At 68.7% G+C, this 17,877-nt stretch carries 17 protein-coding genes and 2 pseudogenes; 12 read left to right on the top strand and 7 right to left on the bottom strand.

Annotation, left to right across the window (positions count from 1 at the left end; all coding sequences use genetic code 11):
• The first annotated feature begins 21 nt into the window (after window positions 1–21).
• The 4 genes from OG587_RS10410 (at window position 22) to OG587_RS10395 (ending at window position 3,600) form a co-directional block, all read left to right on the top strand.
• On the top strand, window positions 22–1,116 hold the full coding sequence (locus tag OG587_RS10410) for a sensor histidine kinase (RefSeq protein ID WP_329089130.1): 1,095 nt from the start codon (window positions 22–24) through the stop codon (window positions 1,114–1,116).
• Complete coding sequence (locus tag OG587_RS10405) at window positions 1,113–1,766, top strand: response regulator transcription factor (RefSeq protein ID WP_329089128.1); 654 nt, start codon at window positions 1,113–1,115, stop codon at window positions 1,764–1,766. Before OG587_RS10410 ends, OG587_RS10405 begins: the two co-directional genes overlap by 4 nt.
• Window positions 1,767–1,886: 120 nt before the next feature.
• Complete coding sequence (locus tag OG587_RS10400) at window positions 1,887–2,276, top strand: hypothetical protein (protein ID WP_329089126.1); 390 nt, start codon at window positions 1,887–1,889, stop codon at window positions 2,274–2,276.
• A gap of 7 nt (window positions 2,277–2,283) precedes the next feature.
• Window positions 2,284–3,600 (top strand): DJ-1/PfpI family protein, encoded by a 1,317-nt coding sequence (locus tag OG587_RS10395; RefSeq protein ID WP_329089124.1) that lies wholly within the window; start codon window positions 2,284–2,286, stop codon window positions 3,598–3,600.
• Window positions 3,601–3,653: 53 nt separating this feature from the next.
• Here the strand turns inward: OG587_RS10395 and OG587_RS10390 are convergent, their stop codons facing one another.
• Window positions 3,654–3,815, bottom strand: a complete 162-nt coding sequence (locus tag OG587_RS10390) for a hypothetical protein (protein ID WP_329089123.1) — start codon at window positions 3,813–3,815, stop codon at window positions 3,654–3,656.
• A 335-nt stretch (window positions 3,816–4,150) separates the two neighbouring features.
• Here OG587_RS10390 and OG587_RS47115 point away from each other — a divergent pair.
• The 4 genes and pseudogenes from OG587_RS47115 to OG587_RS10375 all read left to right on the top strand — a co-directional run.
• Window positions 4,151–4,348: pseudogene (locus OG587_RS47115) on the top strand (helix-turn-helix domain-containing protein); the annotation flags it as partial.
• A 281-nt stretch (window positions 4,349–4,629) separates the two neighbouring features.
• Window positions 4,630–6,159 carry an MFS transporter gene (locus tag OG587_RS10385; RefSeq protein ID WP_329089121.1) on the top strand — a complete coding sequence of 510 codons (1,530 nt, stop codon included), beginning with the start codon at window positions 4,630–4,632 and terminating at the stop codon, window positions 6,157–6,159.
• Window positions 6,160–6,195: 36 nt separating this feature from the next.
• Entirely contained in the window at window positions 6,196–6,777 is a 582-nt protein-coding gene (locus OG587_RS10380) for a TetR/AcrR family transcriptional regulator (protein ID WP_329089120.1), read from the top strand.
• Window positions 6,778–7,365: 588 nt separating this feature from the next.
• Complete coding sequence (locus OG587_RS10375; RefSeq protein ID WP_329089118.1) at window positions 7,366–7,668, top strand: hypothetical protein; 303 nt, start codon at window positions 7,366–7,368, stop codon at window positions 7,666–7,668.
• A 38-nt stretch (window positions 7,669–7,706) separates the two neighbouring features.
• On the opposite strand, the gene OG587_RS10370 is transcribed toward OG587_RS10375, so the two are convergent.
• The 3 genes from OG587_RS10370 to OG587_RS10360 all read right to left on the bottom strand — a co-directional run bounded on the left by OG587_RS10370 (window position 7,707) and on the right by OG587_RS10360 (window position 11,154).
• The gene (locus OG587_RS10370; RefSeq protein WP_329089117.1) at window positions 7,707–8,303 is read right to left on the bottom strand and encodes a hypothetical protein; all 597 of its coding nucleotides are present in this window, start codon (window positions 8,301–8,303) and stop codon (window positions 7,707–7,709) included.
• Between the two features lie 185 nt (window positions 8,304–8,488).
• The gene (locus tag OG587_RS10365; RefSeq protein WP_329089116.1) at window positions 8,489–9,766 is read right to left on the bottom strand and encodes a hypothetical protein; all 1,278 of its coding nucleotides are present in this window, start codon (window positions 9,764–9,766) and stop codon (window positions 8,489–8,491) included.
• A 161-nt stretch (window positions 9,767–9,927) separates the two neighbouring features.
• Window positions 9,928–11,154, bottom strand: coding sequence for a hypothetical protein (locus OG587_RS10360; RefSeq protein WP_329089115.1), 1,227 nt, complete (start codon window positions 11,152–11,154; stop codon window positions 9,928–9,930).
• A gap of 394 nt (window positions 11,155–11,548) precedes the next feature.
• Between OG587_RS10360 and OG587_RS47110 the strand changes: the two are divergent.
• Window positions 11,549–11,788: pseudogene (locus OG587_RS47110) on the top strand (transposase); the annotation flags it as partial.
• A gap of 444 nt (window positions 11,789–12,232) precedes the next feature.
• Complete coding sequence (locus OG587_RS10350) at window positions 12,233–12,400, top strand: hypothetical protein (protein ID WP_329089111.1); 168 nt, start codon at window positions 12,233–12,235, stop codon at window positions 12,398–12,400.
• A 180-nt stretch (window positions 12,401–12,580) separates the two neighbouring features.
• Here the strand turns inward: OG587_RS10350 and OG587_RS10345 are convergent, their stop codons facing one another.
• Both OG587_RS10345 and OG587_RS10340 read right to left on the bottom strand, forming a co-directional pair.
• Window positions 12,581–13,246: a response regulator transcription factor gene (locus OG587_RS10345; RefSeq protein ID WP_329089110.1), complete on the bottom strand. Its 666-nt coding sequence runs from the start codon at window positions 13,244–13,246 to the stop codon at window positions 12,581–12,583.
• Complete coding sequence (locus OG587_RS10340; protein WP_329089109.1) at window positions 13,243–14,496, bottom strand: sensor histidine kinase; 1,254 nt, start codon at window positions 14,494–14,496, stop codon at window positions 13,243–13,245. The genes OG587_RS10345 and OG587_RS10340 overlap by 4 nt, the downstream gene beginning before the upstream one ends.
• A 165-nt stretch (window positions 14,497–14,661) precedes the next feature.
• Here OG587_RS10340 and OG587_RS10335 point away from each other — a divergent pair, with 165 nt between their 5' ends.
• On the top strand, window positions 14,662–15,750 hold the full coding sequence (locus tag OG587_RS10335; RefSeq protein ID WP_329089106.1) for a hypothetical protein: 1,089 nt from the start codon (window positions 14,662–14,664) through the stop codon (window positions 15,748–15,750).
• Window positions 15,751–15,895: 145 nt separating this feature from the next.
• Here OG587_RS10335 and OG587_RS10325 read toward each other — a convergent pair whose 3' ends face one another.
• Window positions 15,896–16,522, bottom strand: a complete 627-nt coding sequence (locus OG587_RS10325; RefSeq protein WP_329089104.1) for a TetR/AcrR family transcriptional regulator — start codon at window positions 16,520–16,522, stop codon at window positions 15,896–15,898.
• An 84-nt stretch (window positions 16,523–16,606) separates the two neighbouring features.
• On the opposite strand from OG587_RS10325, the gene OG587_RS10320 reads away from it, so the two are divergent.
• On the top strand, window positions 16,607–17,779 hold the full coding sequence (locus tag OG587_RS10320) for a DUF418 domain-containing protein (RefSeq protein WP_329089103.1): 1,173 nt from the start codon (window positions 16,607–16,609) through the stop codon (window positions 17,777–17,779).
• Window positions 17,780–17,877 lie beyond the last annotated feature (98 nt).

Genomic DNA, 17,877 nt, shown 5'->3' with positions numbered 1-17,877 from the left:
CGGACGGTCCACAGTGAGCGCATGAACAGGGCTCTGCCCGTGCTGACCTTCGGCGCGCTGCTCACGCTGCTGATCGGGGTCGTCGCATCTGGAGAGTCCCTGCCGTCGCTTGTGCTCGGCGCGGTGTTCACCGCATTGGCCACCGCCGGCTTCTCGTGGGTACGTGCGCGCAATCAGCTGGCCTGGTCGCTCGGGTACGTGGCCGTGCAGCTGCCGATCGCGTTCGTCGTGTTCTCGCTGAGCGCAGGGGTCGCCGCGACGCTTCTGCTCGTCGTGTTGGTCAGCCAGTGCGTGCTGCTACGGTTGCCGATCGCCGCGACGGCGGTCGTGGTCGGGCTGGTCCCGTTCGTCCACCTCGGCATGTCGTGGGGCGAAGGGCTGCGGGAAGGGCTTGGAATATTTCTCGCCGCGGTGTTCGCCGCGATCGTGACGGAGTTGCTGCAACGCGAACAACGCGCCCGTGTCGAACTAGCCGAGGCGCACGAGCAGTTGCGTGACTACGCCGTGCAGGCGGAGCGGCTCGCGACCGTGCAGGAACGCAACCGGGTCGCACGCGACATCCACGATGGACTCGGGCACTCGCTCACCGTCGTCCAGATGCAGGTCAAGGCCGCCCGGGCGGTCCTGCCGACCGACACCGCCAAGGCCGACGAGATACTCGCCAAGGCCCAGGACCAGGCCGAGGCCGCACTCGCCGAAGTACGCTGCTCGGTCCGCACATTGCGCGAACCACGCGAAACCCCTCCCCTGCCCGACGCCTTGCAGGCGTTGGCCGAACTGACATCCGCCGCGGGCGTGACCACCAGCGTCGCGATATCCGGCGAGCAGCGACCGTTGCCTGACGAGACGCGCGAGGCCTTGTTCCGTGCGGCGCAAGAGGGTCTGACCAACGTCCGCAAGCACGCCCAGGCAACCCGTGCCGACTTGGTCCTGGACTACGCTGACACCGCCGTCCGGCTGGCCATCCGCGACGACGGCGCCGGCTCCGCTTCGACGCCTGCGTCCGGTTTCGGCCTGGTCGGGCTCCGGGAACGCGCCGAGCACCTGGGCGGACGGTTGAGCGTCGAGTCGGCACCGGGGGCGGGCTACACATTGAGCATGGAGGTTCCCGGATGAGCCCGGTCCGCGTCCTGTTGGTCGACGACCAGGCTCTGTTCCGCGAGGCCCTGGCCACCCTCCTGGCCACGCACGACGCCATCGAGGTCGTCGGCGAGGCAGGCAACGGCGACGAAGCGATCCGCCAGGCCGCCGAGCTCACCCCGGACGTCGTCCTGATGGATCTGCGCATGCCCGTCCTGGACGGCGTCGCCGCGACCCGCCGCTTGCGTACCGACCACCCCGGCATCGGCATTATCGCGCTGACGACGTTCGACGACGACGAGAACGTGTTCGCCGCCCTTCGCGCTGGAGCTTTGGGCTACCTGCTCAAGGACGTCTCCTCGGCTCAGCTGATCGAGGCCGTCCTGGCCGCCGCCCGCGGCGAGTCGGTGTTGCAGCCGTCCGTCGCCGCGAAGGTGGTCGCCCAGTTCGTCCGCCTGCCCTCGACCAGCGCCCCGGAACCGCAGCCATTGGTCGTGCCGCTGTCCGACCGCGAACTCGAAGTCCTCCGCCTCCTCGCCACCGGCCACAGCAACCGCGAAATCGCCACAACGCTTCACCTGGCCGAGGGCACCGTGAAAAACCACGTCACCAACGTCCTGTCAAAACTGAACGCCCGCGACCGCACCCAAGCCGCATTACGCGCACGGTCACTCGGTTTGCTCTGACCATTCCCGCCAGGGTCATGACCACGTCATGACCTCGGGCATGACCTCCGGCACATGGCAGGACGGCGGCCGGCGGCGACTCTTGTCGGTATCAGTCGATGCCGAGTCCAAGGGGACGTCATGACGACCATGGGAACCACCCGAAGTACGAGTCGCAAGCTGGGCCGGTTCGTCTGGCACTACGTCGAGATGGTGATCGCCATGCTCGCCGGGATGTTCGCGCTGGCACCGCTGTGGCCGGACGCCTGGCTGGCGCGGCCGGAGGTCGACGCGCTCGTCATGGCGACCAACATGACCATCGGAATGACCGTGGCGATGGTCTTGCGCGGGCATTCGTGGGCGCGGATCGGTGAGATGGCGGCCGCGATGTACTTACCGTTCCTCGTCTTGCTGGTGCCGTTCTGGCTCGGGGCGTTGTCCGCCATGGGGTTGATGACGGCCGGGCACGTGATCATGTTCCCGCTCATGCTGGCCGCCATGGTGTGGCGCCGCGACCACTACTGGCACTGAGGTTTCGATGCGCACCTTCCTGCGCCGCGCGCTCGCGGTGATCGCGGTTTTCCTGATTCCGGTGGCGGGCGGGGCGATCTCCGCCCTCGCCACGTTCGACGCCCAGTCCGCACCCGGGCCGGACCGGCCGATTCCCGCCGCCACTTCCCCGGCTTTCGACCCCGCCAAACCGACCGCGGTCGTGGTGATCGGCGACAACGGGGCCGTCGTGTCGGATGCCCTTGCCCCATACGAGATCCTGGTCGCCTCGGGCCGGTTCAACGTTTACACCGTCGCGCCGCGAAGGCGTCCGCTGCCGTTGACCGGTGGTCTGGACCTGGTGCCGGATCTGAGCTTCGCGGATCTTGCCGAACTCACCGGCGGTGCCGCGCCGACGCTCGCGGTCATCCCGGCGATGCCGGACGTCGGCAAGCCCAGTACCGGTCCGGTCACGACGTGGCTGCGTGATCAGGTGAGCCACGGCACGCTGTTGCTGAGCGTGTGCAACGGCGCCGGTGTCCTCGCCTCGGCGGGCCTGCTCGACGGCCGGCCCGCGACCGCGCACTGGATGCGGATCGGCTCGTTCGAGTCGGACTATCCCGCGGTGGACTGGGTGCACGGCAAGCGTTTCGTCGATAGCGGTACCGTCGTCACGACCGCGGGCGTGTTGTCCGGCATCGACGGAACCCTGCACATGATCGAACGCTTGGCCGGTTCGACGGTGGCGGCGAACGCGGCCAAGGCCGTGGGCTGGCGTTACTACGGCAACACGCCACCGGTCGTGACCGGCATCGCCATGCCCGCCCCGGCCGCGATCGTCAACGCGGGTTGGACGTGGGCGCCGCCGACCGTCGGCGTGATGCTGACGCCGGGCGTCGGCGAAATCGACCTGGCGTCGGTGTTCGACACGCACGACAAGTCGCTCGCAGACCGGACGTTGGCCGTGAGCGCGGACGGCGGCCCGATCCGGTCACGGCATGGCCTGACGTTCCTGCCCCGCGCCGATCTTGCCAGCGCGGCCCCGGACCTGGATCGCTTGCTCGTGCCCGGAGCAGGCGTTCGCTTGGGCCAGGTCCCCGACGGCCTGGAGCCGGTGTACGTCCACTCCGGACAGGACTTCGCCTACAACGACGCCGTGCGGGACCTGGCCCGGACAACGGATGTGGCCACCGCCCGCTGGACCGCCGAGACCATGGAACTGCCGACCGACGGCCTGCAACTGGACGGCCCGGCGTGGCCGTGGCGGCAGACGGCGTTGCCCATCCTGTTGATCCTTTTGGGTATTGCCGCGGTGATCTGCCTTCCGCGCCTTCGGACCACTGTGGACACTCTCGTCCGGGCCTGATCGCGGCGGCTCCCTCGCGACGCGAGGGAGCCGCCGTCAGAACCGGCCCTTGATCAGCGAAGCACCTTGACGTTGTTCTCGGCCGAAGCGGTCCTACCGGCGAAGCTGCTGCGCGGGTTGAGCGTGACCTGACTGCCGTCCGCCCGACGCAGCTTGATGTGGGCGTTGCCCGTATTCGCGCCGCTGACCAGCCAGACCTTGTAGTCGCCATGCAACGAGACCCGCTCAGAAGCCCTCCAAGATCCCTTGGGGGGCTTCTGGCCTGGAGCCGCCTTCGGGATCCGAACCCAAGACCCCTTCATTACGAGTTAAGGGACGATCGTCCAGGACCGTCCACCGCTGTCTCCTATGCCTGGCCAAGCGGGCGTTACGAGGCTCCTCAGTCCATGGGCGTCCAGGACCGTCCAGACCTGTTGTCAGCATCCGCGTTAGCAAGATCAGCATTTGTCATCCCCCAGCTGTCCAGGGACGGCTACCGCTCACTGATCTTTGACTCGTGGTGTTTGGCGGCTTGGCGGCGTAAGGGAATCGGCGTGGGCATGCCCTGGTCATGCGGTATGCGCAGGGCGGCGGGCCGACCGCCGCACAACGGACCAAGCGAGAACGGGTACGGCTGCGCGCGGCGGAGCTGTTCGCACGGGAATATACCGATGCGCAGGTCGCCAAGGAGTTGCGGGTCACCCGCGTGTCGGCGAACCGATGGCACCGGGCCTGGGCCACGGGCGGCGGCAAGGCGCCGGCTTCCAAGCAAGATCGCAGACTCCGACCGGACGACGATGAGCTTCACACAGTTGTATGCGAGCGGCGCGATGGGTGAGTGAACCGCACGAGTGCGCGCAGCGATCAGCGTGAACGTCTTCGCCGCGCCCCCGGGCAGTGATCGCTTAGCCAAGGGAACACCGCCGGCACATGACGTCCAGAGCAGGCGCCAAGCCTCCGAAGACTCCTGGTGCCCACTCTTCTCGTATATGTTTGAACGATAGTCCTAGTTGTACTATCGTTCAAGTAGTATCATCGAGGGAGGACGTCATGCCAGAAATCACGACCCGGCGTGCGGGAACGCGTGAGTGGGCGGGCCTGGGATTGCTGGCGCTGCCGACGGTGCTGCTTGGCCTGGATGTCACCGTGCTGTATCTGGTCTTTCCGAGCATGGCCGAGGTACTGGACCCGTCGGCGACGCAGACGCTGTGGATCATGGACGCCTACGGGTTCTTCATCGCCGGGTTCCTCATCACCATGGGGACCCTGGGTGACCGGATCGGACGGCGTCGCCTGCTGGTGATGGGAATGGCCGCGTTCGCCGCAGTCTCTGTGTTCGCAGCCTTCGCCCCGAGTGCCGAGCTGCTGATTCTTGCCCGAGCGCTGCTGGGGGTCGCCGGGGCCACGCTGATGCCCTCGACGCTGTCGCTGATCTCGAACATGTTCGCCGATGTGCGTCAGCGCGCGGTCGCGATCGGGGTCTGGGCGACGATGTTCGCCCTGGGCATGGCCGCCGGCCCCGTGGTCGGCGGCGCTCTGGTCGATACGTTCTGGTGGGGAGCGGCGTTCCTGCTCGCCGTCCCCATCGCGGTCGTCGTGCTGGCCGGGGCACGGGCGCTGCTGCCCGAGTATGCCGACCCGCAGGCAGGCCGCCTTGATCTGGTCAGTGTCGTCCTGTCGCTGGCCGCGATCCTGCCGGTGATCTATGCGATCAAGCACGCCGCAGCGCACGGCCTCGACCTCAGCACTGTGATCCTCGCTGTACTCGGCACCGTAGCCGGGGTGGTCTTCGTACGTCGCCAGCGCGGCCTGGCCTCACCGCTCTTGGATGTCACGTTGTTCACGAGCCGGACGTTCTCCGTGGCGCTGGCCGTACTGCTGATCGGACTGGTCGGGGTGGGCGGAACCATGTACCTGGTCACCCAGTACCTCCAGCTCGTCGAAGGCCTGACGCCGTTCGCGGCGGGCCTGTGGATGGGGCCGCCCGCTCTGGCGATGTTCGCCGCGGCGATCGGCGCACCGCTCATCTCCAGGCGGGTGCGTCCCGGCCTGGTCATGGCGATCACGCTCGGCCTCTCGGTGATCGGCTACGCGCTGCTGGCCACCGCGGGCACCGGGGATGCGGTGATGGTGGTGGCCGGGTTCGCGTTCGTCTACCTCGGCCTCGGCGCGATCGCCGCCCTCGGCACCGATATGGTCGTCGGCGCCGCACCGGCCTCGAAGTCCGGATCGGCCGCCGCGATGTCCGAGACCGTCCAGGAACTCGGCATCGCCGTCGGCGTGGCCGTCCTCGGCAGCCTCACCACCGCCCTCTACACCGCCCGCATGGCCACTCCTGCGGACGTCTCGCCCGAGATCGAGGGGCGTCTCACTGACAGCCTCTCCGGGGCGTTGTCGGTCGCCGATCAAGTGCCCGCCCAGGTGGTGCAGGAAGCGCAGCGGACGTTCACCAGCGGGGTGAACATCGCCTCCGCCGTGGCCGGTGTCGCGATCGTCGCAGCGTCCGTGCTCTGCCTGACGGCATTACGGCACGTGCGTCCGCTTGGGGAGAGTCAGCACGACGGAACGGAGCAGCGGTGATGTGCTTGACTACCCTGGAACACACAGGAGGGGAGCATGAACGGCGAGAGCGAGCACATCGATGGGCGCAAGGCCCGGGGCAACAAGCGCCGCGCCGAGATCATCGACGCCACCCTCGCCATCGTCACGCGGGACGGTGCTGCGGGCGTCACCCACCGCACCGTCGCCAAACAGGCCGGCATCACCACCAGCCTGAGCACCTACTACTTCGCCACCCTCGACGACCTGCTCGTCGCGGCCCTGTCCAGCGTCGCCGGCACCTACACCACGCGCATCCGCCAGATCATTGACGGCCCCGGGGACAAGCTTCGCGGCCTGGCCGAGCTGATCGCCGAATCCGCCGGTCCCGGCCGTGAACATGCCCTGGCCGAGCGCGAGTTGTCCACCCTGGCAGCTCGCCGCCCGGCGCTGGCGCCCGTCGCCCGTCGTTGGCGGGAGAACATCGCCGAGCTCGCAGCCACCCTCACCGACGACCCCGACGCCATCGCCGCACTCGTCGCCGCCTCCGATGGTCTGTGCACCGCCATCCTCATCGACAACGCCCCCGCCGATACCGACTATGTCCGCCGAATCCTGGCCCGAGCCATCCACGCGCACCGCGATGCGGTCGTCTCTTGAACGAGCTGACGGTGATCCACAGCCAGACTGAAGCAAGACGAGCGGGACACCGTCACTGCCGCGAGAGCAATCGCTGCCTGGCAGGCACCGTTCCCCATCGGATAGTGGCACCGGCTGGAAGCCCGGGCCGCCACGGGAACGTCTCATCAGTCGGCCCGTCTCCCTCGTCGCGTCCGAGGCGAGCGGGCATCGGCGCCGCCGTGGCCGTGGGTATTTCCGTTCGACCCTGCGAAACTCGCGGGCTACCGTGCCCTTGCTCCGCCTGAATGAGTCGGTCGCGCCAGGCCCTTGCGGGTTACTCTGGATCGGCTTGTCCGTGCTGGTGACAACGCCAGGAACAGCGCGGATGTCGCAGAACTGACCGGAAGTACGAGTGCGGACGGCGGTGGCTCCCTCTCATGACTGTCCACGGCGCGGGAACCCTGACCACCCGTCGGGGTAACGCTGAGCGCGGCCGTGAGGGCCGGATCTCCGGGTATGTGCTCAAGGTCATTCGTGAGTCCGCGGGGTTGACCCAGGAACGGTTCGCCGAACGCCTTGGCCTGGACGTCACGACGGTTCAGGGGGGAATCCGGGCGACGCCCACTGATGGAGATCTCCACGGGCACGTACCTGTCGTTGCGACACTGGCTTCTACGGCTCGGTGTCCGGTCGCGTCTGCTCTCTCAGCTGGACATGGCCCTTGAGGCGGACCGGTTCGTCGGCTACGTGCTCAGCACGGAACCCGGAAAAGCCAGGACCGAGGATCATCCGCTGGCGTCATGGGTGATCACGCGCCCGTTCACCGATCTCGTGGCGTGGCCGTTCACCAAGACCGCGCCGTCCGCCGTGGCGGGAGCCGGCGGCGGCGATGCCCCGGCAGGCGGTTCAGAGGGCACTTTTCACATGTAAACGATCAAATCCCCCACCGTCCAGGTGAAAGCCCGAGGCTAGGTGGGGGTCGTCGTGGGGAGAAGGAGGGTGGGGGAGGCTTCGGTGAATCGCAGGGGGACGGGGCCGTAACGTTCGGGGAGTTCGGCGGCTGCCTTTTGGAGGTCGGTGGTGCCTATCTCTACGGCGGCGCCGTCGAAGCGGGCGGCCACCGTGGTGATGGGGACACCCTTGCGGGTCCAGTAGTCGATGTCGTCGGTGATGCGCTGGGCCAGGGCCTCCAGGCGGCGAGCGGAGTGGGCGGCGTCGCGGAGTTCGACGGGGGCGGCGGGGAACCTGCTGCGCAGAGTGCTGTCCAGGGTGGAAGACGGGACGCGGTAGACGATCAGCTTGGAGCCGTCGATGGTTATCCCGGCGTACTGGTCGGGGTAGGTCTGGCGTAGGTACTCGCCGACGCGGTCGGCCAGGAAGGGCGCCTCGGCCTGGCCCGTGGGCGTGGAACTCGCGGCGGCGGGCTGGGGAACGGGGGGCGTGGGGCCTTCGGGGGTCGCGGCCGTGTCGCCGCCGGGGGCCGCGCATGCCGCCATGGTGGCGGCCAGGCAGAGGGCCGCGCCCAGGACGGTGGCCGTGGTGCGGATGTGATGCTTCGCATTCATGAGGACGTCTCCGATCACATTGCCCGACAAACAGTAGAACGAAAAGTGGACGGGATGCGTTCGAACCGGGCTTGAAAACGTGAACCGCCGTTTCCGGGGAACGATCGGCTCATGGCGCGAAAAAGGGGTTGGCGCTGAGCGCCGACCCCTTTTCGGTCATTGCATGTCACACCCAAGCCCGCCGATCATCCGGTGACGATGGCCATTCCAGGGAAGGCCGCGATCACGTTGCTCCACGGGGAGTAGTACATGCGCCAGGCGCAGGTACGGCCGACGGTCACATAACCGGTGCACGGTACGGAGGTGCCGCTGTCGTGGGCGGAGGCCACACCGACGGCGTACACCTGGGTGTTGTCGCTGGGGTTCACGACCTCGACCGGACCGCCGCTGTCGCCCCCGCCGATCGCGTTGGTGAACGACTGCTGCTCGGCCCGGACCATGCCGAAGAGAGATCCTCCAGGGACGCTCGGAATGCTGAGGGTCACACCCACCGCGGTGACCCGGATGTTGCAGTTGGTTCCGGAATAGGCGCCGGAGGTGCAGACGAAAAGGCCGACGTAGGAACTCTGAGTGCCGATCACCGGGTTGCTGTATTCCGTGAATACGTTGCCGACCGGGTTGTTGAAGATCCGGCCTCCGCCGCCGGCGCTGATGAAGAGCAGGTCGAGGGACGCGACCTTGGTGGAGACCTGACCGATGACCTGGCCGGTCGGGTCGGTCGCGCCCTGGCCGGGGTTCCCGCAGTGCCCAGCCGTCCATATCCCTTGAGCGCCCTGGTACGCCACCGCGAAGCCGGTCGAGCAGCCGGCGCCGGTGCCGGCGTTGCGCCATGCGCCGCCGCCGTACCACGGCGGGATGTCGTTCCAGCGGCTGGCCAATTCGGGTCGCACGCCGTACTCCAGGTCGACGGGTACCGCCGCGCCGGCGATCGCCGTGCGGGCCGCGCCGAGCGTGGTGGTGGAGGCCGTCAGTCCTGAGCCGTCTTGCAGTGGCGCGATCGAGGAGAGCGTGCCGCTGCCGGCGCGGATCAGGCGGGCGGCCTCGCGTAGCTCACGAGCGGAGTACCGCGCCGGCAGGACGCTGATCGCCACGTCGCGCCGCAGCCGGCCCACGAGGTCGTTGATCGCCTTGGCAGGCTTACCCTTCCAGTACACGCGCAGCTCGCGGTTCTCCGGCGCCGCGATGACGCCGGCGTAGCCTTCGCCGCCGTCCGCCAGCGCGGCGGTGATCCGGTCGGCGGCTCTCACCATCTTCTGCTGATCGAGCAGCAGATCCTTCCATGAGGCGTAGCCACCCGGCACCGGCCCGGTGTGCTCGACGGATCCGGTGGTCCAGGGCTTGACCGGGTCCGGTGCGCCGGCGGCCTGGGCGGTGCCCATCCCGGCGGCGGCGATCATGACGCCGACCGCCGTGGCGAGGTAACGGAATCGGGGTGACCTGCGGGTTCTCAGGGGGTTGTTCACCTTTGTGATCCTTCTAAGCGACGATCTCGGCATTTCACGCAAGCGACGGCCGGTCAGTACTTCGTCCACGTTGGCTGGGGCCTGGCCGTCCGTGTGCGGGCGACGAAAAGGGGCCGGCGCCTGCGCACCGGCCCCTGATCGCTCGAATCAGATCTCGTCGATCATCCGAGGACGATGGCGATACCGGGGAACGCGGCGGTCGCGTTGCTCCACGGCGAGTAGTACATCCGCCAGGCGCAGGTGCGGCCGCTGGTCACGTAGCCGGTGCAGGGCACCGCGGTGCTGGTGTCGATCGCGGTGTTGACGCCCGCCGCGTACACCTGGGTGGTGTTGGCCGAGTTGATGACCTCCACCGAGCCACCGCTGTCGCCCTGGCCGACCGCGTTGGTGCGCGCCGACTGCTCGGCCCGCACCGTGCCCGTGATCAGGTACCCCACATTGATCGTTACATTGATCTGCTGCACCTGGATGCTGCAGTTGGTGCCCGAGTACGCGCCGGAGGTGCACACCCACAGGCCCACGTAGGAGCTGGAGGTGCCGATGACCGGGTTGCTGAACTCCGGCGAGGTGGAGCCGGGGTTGTTGTTGAAGACCCGGCCCGCGGAGGTGCCGTTGATCAGCAGCACGTCAAGGCCGTCGTTGTCCGGCGAGATCGAGCCGATCACCTGGCCGGTCGGGTCGGTGGCCGTCTGACCGACGTTGCCGCAGTGGCCCGCGGACAGCATCCTGCTCGTCCCGCCGTAGGTGACGGCGAAGCCCGTCGAGCAGCCGCCGCCGGTGCTGGCGTTACGCCAGGCCGCGCCGCCCCACCAGGGCGGGGAGTCGTCCCAGCGGGTGGTCAGCGTCGGCTTGACGCCGGCCTCCACGGTCACCGGCACCGCCGAGTCGGCGACCTTCGAGCGGGTGAGGCCGTAGTCGGCGCCCGATACCGTGAGGCCCGAGCCGTCGACGTTTGGCGCGATCGCCGTGATCACGTCGCCGGACTTGCGGGCCAGGCGGTTCATTTCCCGCTCCAGCTCGCGGGCCGAGTAGGCGGCGGACAGGACGCTGACGGGCACCTCTTGGCGCACCTGGCCTAGCAGGTCGCGGACGGGCTTGGGGGTGTCCCCCTTCCAGTAAATGCGCAGCTCATGGTTCTCCGGCGCGGCCACGATGCCGGCGAACCCGGCGCCGCCCTGCGCCTTGACCGCGGCGGTGACACGGTCGGCGGCCTTGACCAGCTTCTCCTGGGTGGCCAGCAGGTCCTTCCAGGAGGCGAAACCGCCCGGGACCGCGCCGGCCGGCTCGATGGGCCGGGTGGTGGTGTCCTTGACGGGGGCAGGCGCGGGGGCCGCGACGGCCTGCCCGGCGCCCATCCCGACAAGGACGAGGGCGGTGCTAAGTGCCACTGCCAGACGACGAGGGGATCGTGGGGATCTTGTGGCGGTTGGGGGGATTTCCACCTGAATGCTCCTTGGTGACTCGCTTGCTCGGATACATCCGATATTCCATGCATTAAGTTGTTAATCAATGACTTGACTACAGTTATTAAGGCTGGTAAAGCACCGGCCGCATGCCGGTATTCCGGCTTCGCATCTACGGGAAGGTGAAAACGATCACTGGAGCTTGACCTGCGGATATACGCCTAAAGACTTCCGTAATTCCAGCCAATAGCACATGCCATTAATTGTCCGCTTCTGGACATGGCGGAAAAGTGATGATCATCGGTTTAGGGAGCATCTGGGCAGCCCGGCGCATAAGAAAGCCGTTATTGAGACGGTCATAAGTTTTGGTACTTGTTGAGTGGCGGTGGGAGATCGAGTTCGGGGCGGACGGCACGCTGCGCTACCGGCTGTGGCACGGCTCGATGGATCGGTGGGCGTTCATCGGCTTTGCGGGCGGTTGCTGCGGACTGTCACCGGGCCGATCTTCCTGATCGTCGACGGCTCCTCGATCCACACCGCCCGGGCGGTCGGTGATTTCGTCGCGCGTACCGGCGGCCGGTTGCGCCTGTTCTTCCTGCCCGGCTACGCACCCGATCTCAACCCCGATGAGTGGGTCGACCAGAACCTCAAGGCCTGGGCGGCTTGTGAGGCGGTCGCCGACGAGCACGAGTTGGCCGCGGCCATGCACAGCGGCATGCACCGGCTTGCAAAAGCGCCCCGACATCGTCCGGGCCTTCTCCGCCGGCCCTCACCTGGCCTACATCAGCCGGTAGCGCCAACAGTTCCAAAACATATGATCGGCTCAGTAACAACGGCCCTGGACGGGTGTGGATACACCGAGACTCACGGAGTGCCCAGACCACGCCTAACCAGGTATGCAAGACGGCGAAGGACGGTCCTGGACGAGCGGGCTCCAACTCGTAATGAAGTGCTCCAACTCCCCGCCCCATTGCTTCCTGGTCGACCTCACGTATTGGGTGGGGACAACAGGATGATGAGGACGACATGGGCAAACTGTGTGGGAAACCCGTGGAGGTGGTCCATGTCTGAAACCGCCCGCGACGTGACCGCCGGGCGTCAGCGTCCGGAACTGCCGCCGGAGGCGAACCACTACCGCCGGCAGTATTCGTACAAGAACCCGAACGGCTACTGCGGGATCGGGGAGACGGGCGTGACCTGTCCTGCCGGTCTTACTTCTGGTGAGGTGTAGAGCTGCGGTTTCGCCCTGAACGGCCGGTCCTTGGCCGGCTCCTTCCATGCGCCGGACCGGAGCGAGGTTCATCCGGCCCCTCCGCTGTTCGTCTGTGGGACGGTCACCGGCGAATCGCGGTTCTTCCTTCGAAGAAATGTGCAGAACTCCGGGAGTCGAACCCGGGGTCATCACGTCCGGTCACGGGGTGGCGTTGCCGGTGGCCCAGGCCCAGGCGGCGATGCCGACGCGGTTCCGGGCGCTGAGCTTGCGCTGGATGCCGGCGATGTGGTTCTTGACCGTACCGGGCGAGATGAACAGGGCGGTCGCGATCTCGGCGTTGGTGTGGCCTTGGGCGACCAGGCGGGTGATCTGGAGTTCGCGATCGGTGAGTCGCGTGGAGTCGACGCGGCCGGATGTGGGTTGCGGTCTCGCGGTGAGAGCGCGCAGGAGTCGTACGGTGATCTGCGGGCTGATGAGGGTGTCACCGGACATGGCGGCGCGGACGGCTTCGGCCAGGATGGCCGGGCTGGAGCGTTTCAGCAGGAAGCCGCAGGCGCCGTTGCGCAGTGCGGTGTGGACGTAGTCGTCGAGGTCGAAGGTGGTGACGACCACGACATGGATCGGGTCGGTCACCTGTGGTCCGGCGAGCAGGCGGGTGACCTCAAGTCCGTCGATGCGGGGCATCCGGATGTCGGCGAGCACCACGTCCGGGCGCAGATGGCGGGCCTGTTCCACGGCGGTGGCCCCACAGGCCGCCTCGGCGACGACGGTCATGTCGGGCTGGGCGTCCAGGATGATCCGGAACGCGCTGCGGATGTTCTCCTGATCGTCGGCGACCAGGATGCGGGTCGGCCGGCCGGTCATGCCGTCACCGGCCGGACGCCCTCGCGGTGAGGCGAGGCGGCCAGTGGCATGGTGGCGGTGAGACGCCATCCGTACGTAGGATTCGGGCCTGTGGCCAGGTCGCCGCCGAGCGCTTCGACGCGTTCGGCCAGGCCGGCCAGGCCGAAACCGCCGCTGCGGGCCGCGCTGCCGAGCCCGTGCCGGGTGGGTGTGGGGCCGGTTCGGGCGTCGTCCGTCACGGTGACCTCCAGGGCGTGCCCGGTGAGAGTACGGATGCGGCGGACGGTCACCTCCGCCCGGCTCGCCGCCGCCGCGTGGCGGCGCACGTTGGTCAGTGCCTCCACGACGACCCGGTACGCCGTGGCGGCCACTTCCCGGGGCACGACGCCGTTCGGGTCTTCGAGCCCCGCGTCGATGTCGAGGTGGACCGCCGCGGTGCCGGAGGAGGAGAACCGATCGGCCAGTTCCCGAAGGTCCGCCAGCGCCGGGAGCGGTGTCCGGCCGACGAGATCGTCCGCGTCGTGCAGCATCCGTACGGTCCGGTCCATCGACGTCAATGCCTGGAGCGCGGCCTGCTCGATGCGCTGGAAGGCTGCCACCGCCTGCCGCGGGTCCTGTTCGGCGAGGATCCGGCCGGCTTGGGCTTGGGCGAGCATCCCGCTGACGTCGTGGGCGACGAAGTCATGCAGGTCGCGGGCGAGTCGCGTGCGTTGTGCCTGGCGGGCCGCGCGTACGGAGCGGGCCCGATGGGCGTCCAGAGAGCGCAGATAGAGCCCGATCGTGGCCGCGAGTGCCGCCGACAGGCCCCAGCCGACGAATCCGCCCAGTGCCGCGAGGGTCGGCGGTCCCAGCCCGTACCGCAGCAGCAAGACCGGTGTGGCCACGCCCGCGAGACCCGCGGCGATCAGCGCGGCGCGGACGGGCGCGGCGCGTACCACCAAAACGATCAGGACGAGCAGGCTCGCGGACTCGCCGACGACCCAGCCGGTGGCGGGGGTTCCCGCTCCGTGTTCCGCACCGAGCAGCAGGACGCCGGCGGTCGCGGCCAGCGAGACGATGCCCGCCCCGCCGGTGACCGCCGCGATCCGGCGGCCGTCGAACGGCCAGGCGACGAGCACTCCGAGGGCGGCCGCCGTCGTCAGAGACATCGGCAGCGTGGCCGACGGGCCGTACGCGGGCGCGGCGGCGATCCCGGTCAGCGCCACGAGGACGGCGGCGGCCACACCGGCCCGCACGCGCCACCGCGGGGCTCCGCTGGTTCGTGTGCGCATACCCCGAGCCTAGATGTCCGGCCGTTCCAGCGCCCCGTGCCGAACGGCACATTCACCCGTCCGAATCCATCTCCACCCAGGCCTTTCGGCACATGGGCCGACGGCCCGGTCTCCTCGACGCTGAATCCAGAACGTGATTCCCGAACGTGAGGACGTGATGGACGGATGCTCCGCTGGTGGAGGTACTGGCCGGCCTGGTCCGGATACGCCGCGGCCGTGTGGTCGCTGTCATACGGGGCGCTCGGGCTCTTCTGGGCGCTGGGCGGCGGCGGATTCCCGTTCGCGCCCGTCGACGACGACCGTGCGTCGGGTTCGATCCTGGAGGGCAGCGAGGTCGGGATCGTCGCGCCGGGCATGGCCGTCGTCGGGCTGGTCGGCGCGATCGCGGCACTGGCGATGGCGCGGGAATGGGGACGAGACGGCACCCGTACGGCACTGGTCGTCTTCGGCTGGGCCCTGGCCGGCACGCTCGCCCTGGTGATCCCTGACTACACCCTGCTCGTACTGCTGGCCTTCGCCCCGTTGCTGCTGGTGTTCGCCTTCACCGGGGTACCCGGGCCGCAGGACGGCATCGGGGACATCCTGTACTGGCATCGGCTGAACCTGATCGTCGTCTTCGCCGGTGGCCTGCTGTGGGCCCTGACGACCCTCGCCTACCGGAGGCGTACCAGGCAGGCGTGCGCACATTGCGGCCGGCGTGGCGCGGTGACCGGCCGATGGACCACGCCGGACGCGCTGCGCCGCTGGGGCCGGTGGGCCGTCTACGTGGCGTGCGCCGCACCCATCCCGTACGAGGTCACCAGAATCGCCTGGTACTTCGGAATCCCGCTCGGCATTCCCGAGGACTTCACGCGGATGATGCAGGAGACGCCCGGCATGCTGGAGGTGGGACTCGGCGGCGCCATCGCGTCGATCTGCGGATGCGTCCTCACCCACGGCCTCGTCAGCCGGTGGGGCGAGGTCTACCCACGCTGGGTCTGGTTCAAGGCGGGCGAACGAGTCCCACCGGCACTGGCTGTGATCCCCGCCTCCATCGTGGCGGTCGTCCTGATACCCGCCGGGCTGATGAACGTCCGGATGGGCGTCGATCTCGCCACGTGGGGCGCCAACGCGCCAGGCATGCTGTGGGTCGTGTGGGGCGCGGCCCTTGGCGCCGCCGCCTGCGCCTACGGCCTGCGCCGACGCGGAACCTGCCGCTACTGCCAGGTGGGCGAGGACGGCGACCGGCCTGCCGAACTCGTGCATGAGCTGTAGCTCTACCACCAGCGATACCTGTACAAGAACCCGAACGGCTACTGCGAGATCGGCGGAACCGGGGGCTCCTGCCCGGTCGGCCCGACCTCCTTCGTGGTCGGCCGTGCCTGTTGTCACGCAGCCGGCTACGAGATGCGGGAGATCGTCAACGCGGTCCTCTGCCAGGGTCGGACCGGCTGCCGGTGGGATTCCCGATCGCGGGCAGGATCGCCTGGTCGACTATCGCCGCGAGGTCCTCGTCGCTGGGCGGTGCCCCGGCGTCGATCAGGCGCTTGGTGACGAGGGCCTCGCCGATGTCGGCCACGACCGGGGTAAGTAGCTCAGCCGGGAAGTGGCCCCGGTCGGCGTAGTGCTGCAGCACGGTGCGGGTGAACGTGCCGCCCCGGTTGGCGAAGACCCGCTCGAACAGGGCCTCGGACATCAGCGCGGCGCTCTTCGGGTCGGTGAGGATGGCCGCGACGGCGCGGCCCGCCGGGCTGAAGGCCCAGTCCACCATGAGGCGCAGGGCGCGGATGAGGTCACCGCGCAGGTCGTCGGCCCCCGCCGTCGGCTCCTCGACCGGGTGCTGGTGGTAGAGCGCGTCGAGGAGCACCTCCAACGGGTCCGACCAGCGGCGATACAGGGTCGTGCGGGGCGTGGCCGCGCGCCGGGCGATGCCGTCCATGGTCAGCCGGCCCGCACCGACCTCCACCACCTCTTCCAGCACGGCATCGTGGATGGCCTTCAGCAGTTCTTCTCCGCGCCGGCGCATCCGGACGTTGTGATCGCCCATCCCCACCCCTCTTGCTTAGCTGCACGGGTGTATCTTACTCTCAACATTAGCTACACTCCTGTATCTAATTCTGAGGGGACAACCATGTCCATCGCCCCACCGGCCCCCGTTCACGGGGCCACTCCCATCACCCAGCGCGCGCTCGCGCCCGATCTCGCACGCGGGCTGATGCTGCTGCTCATCGCGGTGGCACACGCGCACATGTACCTGTCAGGCCACGACACGGGCTTCCGCGGCTACGCGCTCGACGGCGGCGCCCTGGACCGACTGGTCGCCGGGACGCAGATCCTGCTGGTGGACGGACGCGCGCTGCCCATGTTCGCCGCCCTGTTCGGCTACGGCCTGGTGCAACTCGCCAACCGGCAGCTCGCCACGGGCAGGAGCTGGCCACAGGTGCGCAAGATGCTGCGCCGGCGGAGCCTGTGGCTGCTGGCGTTCGGGTTCTGCCACGCGCTGCTGCTGTTCTTCGGTGACATCCTCGGGGCGTACGGGCTGGTCGGGCTCGTGCTCGTCGGGTTCATCCGGCGCGAGGACAAGGTCGTGCTACGGGCCGCCGTCGTAGGGCTGGTACTGCACGTCGTGATCCTGTTCGGCTTCGGACTGCTCACCATCTCCGCGCCCAAGGGCGACACGCCCGCCGCCATGGCGGACCCGATCGAGGCGACCGTGATGCGGCTCATCGGCTGGTCCGGAATGACGCCCACCTACTTCGCCGCCGGCGTCGTGCCGGCCTTCCTGTTCGGGATCTGGGCGGCAAGACGCCGCCTGCTGGAAGACCCCATCTCCCACCGGGACCTGCTCTCCCGGGTCGCCGTCCTGGGCACCGGACCGGCCCTCGCCGGCGCGGTGCCGATGATGCTGATCGACACCCGCATCTGGACGCCGTCGGACATGGTGGCCGTGTCGGCGTACGCACTGCACAGCGTGACCGGCATCGCCGGCGGACTCGCGTACGCGGCCATCATCGGACTCGCCGTCAGCCGGATGCGGCGCGGCCACCCCGGCCCGGTCGTCAGGGCCCTGGCCGCGTGCGGCCAATGGTCACTGACCTGCTACCTCCTCCAGTCAGTGATCTTCGTAGCGGTGTTCGCGCCGTACACCGGAGGGCTCGGCACGCATGTCGGCGACGCCGCGGCGTCCGGCATCGCCGTGGCGACCTGGCTGGCCACCGTGGTGCTCGCCGCACTGCTGGCACCCGGCGGGCGAAGAGGACCGGCCGAAGCCGCACTGCGGCGCCTCACCTACTCGCGCCGCTGACTCCCCGTACGTCGGGGTACCGGCCCGACGGGTCGCGGCTGTCGGCCGGCGGACATCCGGCAATGCCGAAGGCCGCTTCCAATGCCCTGGAAGCGGTC

It is taken from the genome of Streptosporangium sp. NBC_01469, assembly GCF_036227305.1.
GTDB lineage: Bacteria > Actinomycetota > Actinomycetes > Streptosporangiales > Streptosporangiaceae > Streptosporangium.
This window is presented reverse-complemented; position numbering and strand designations above follow the sequence as displayed.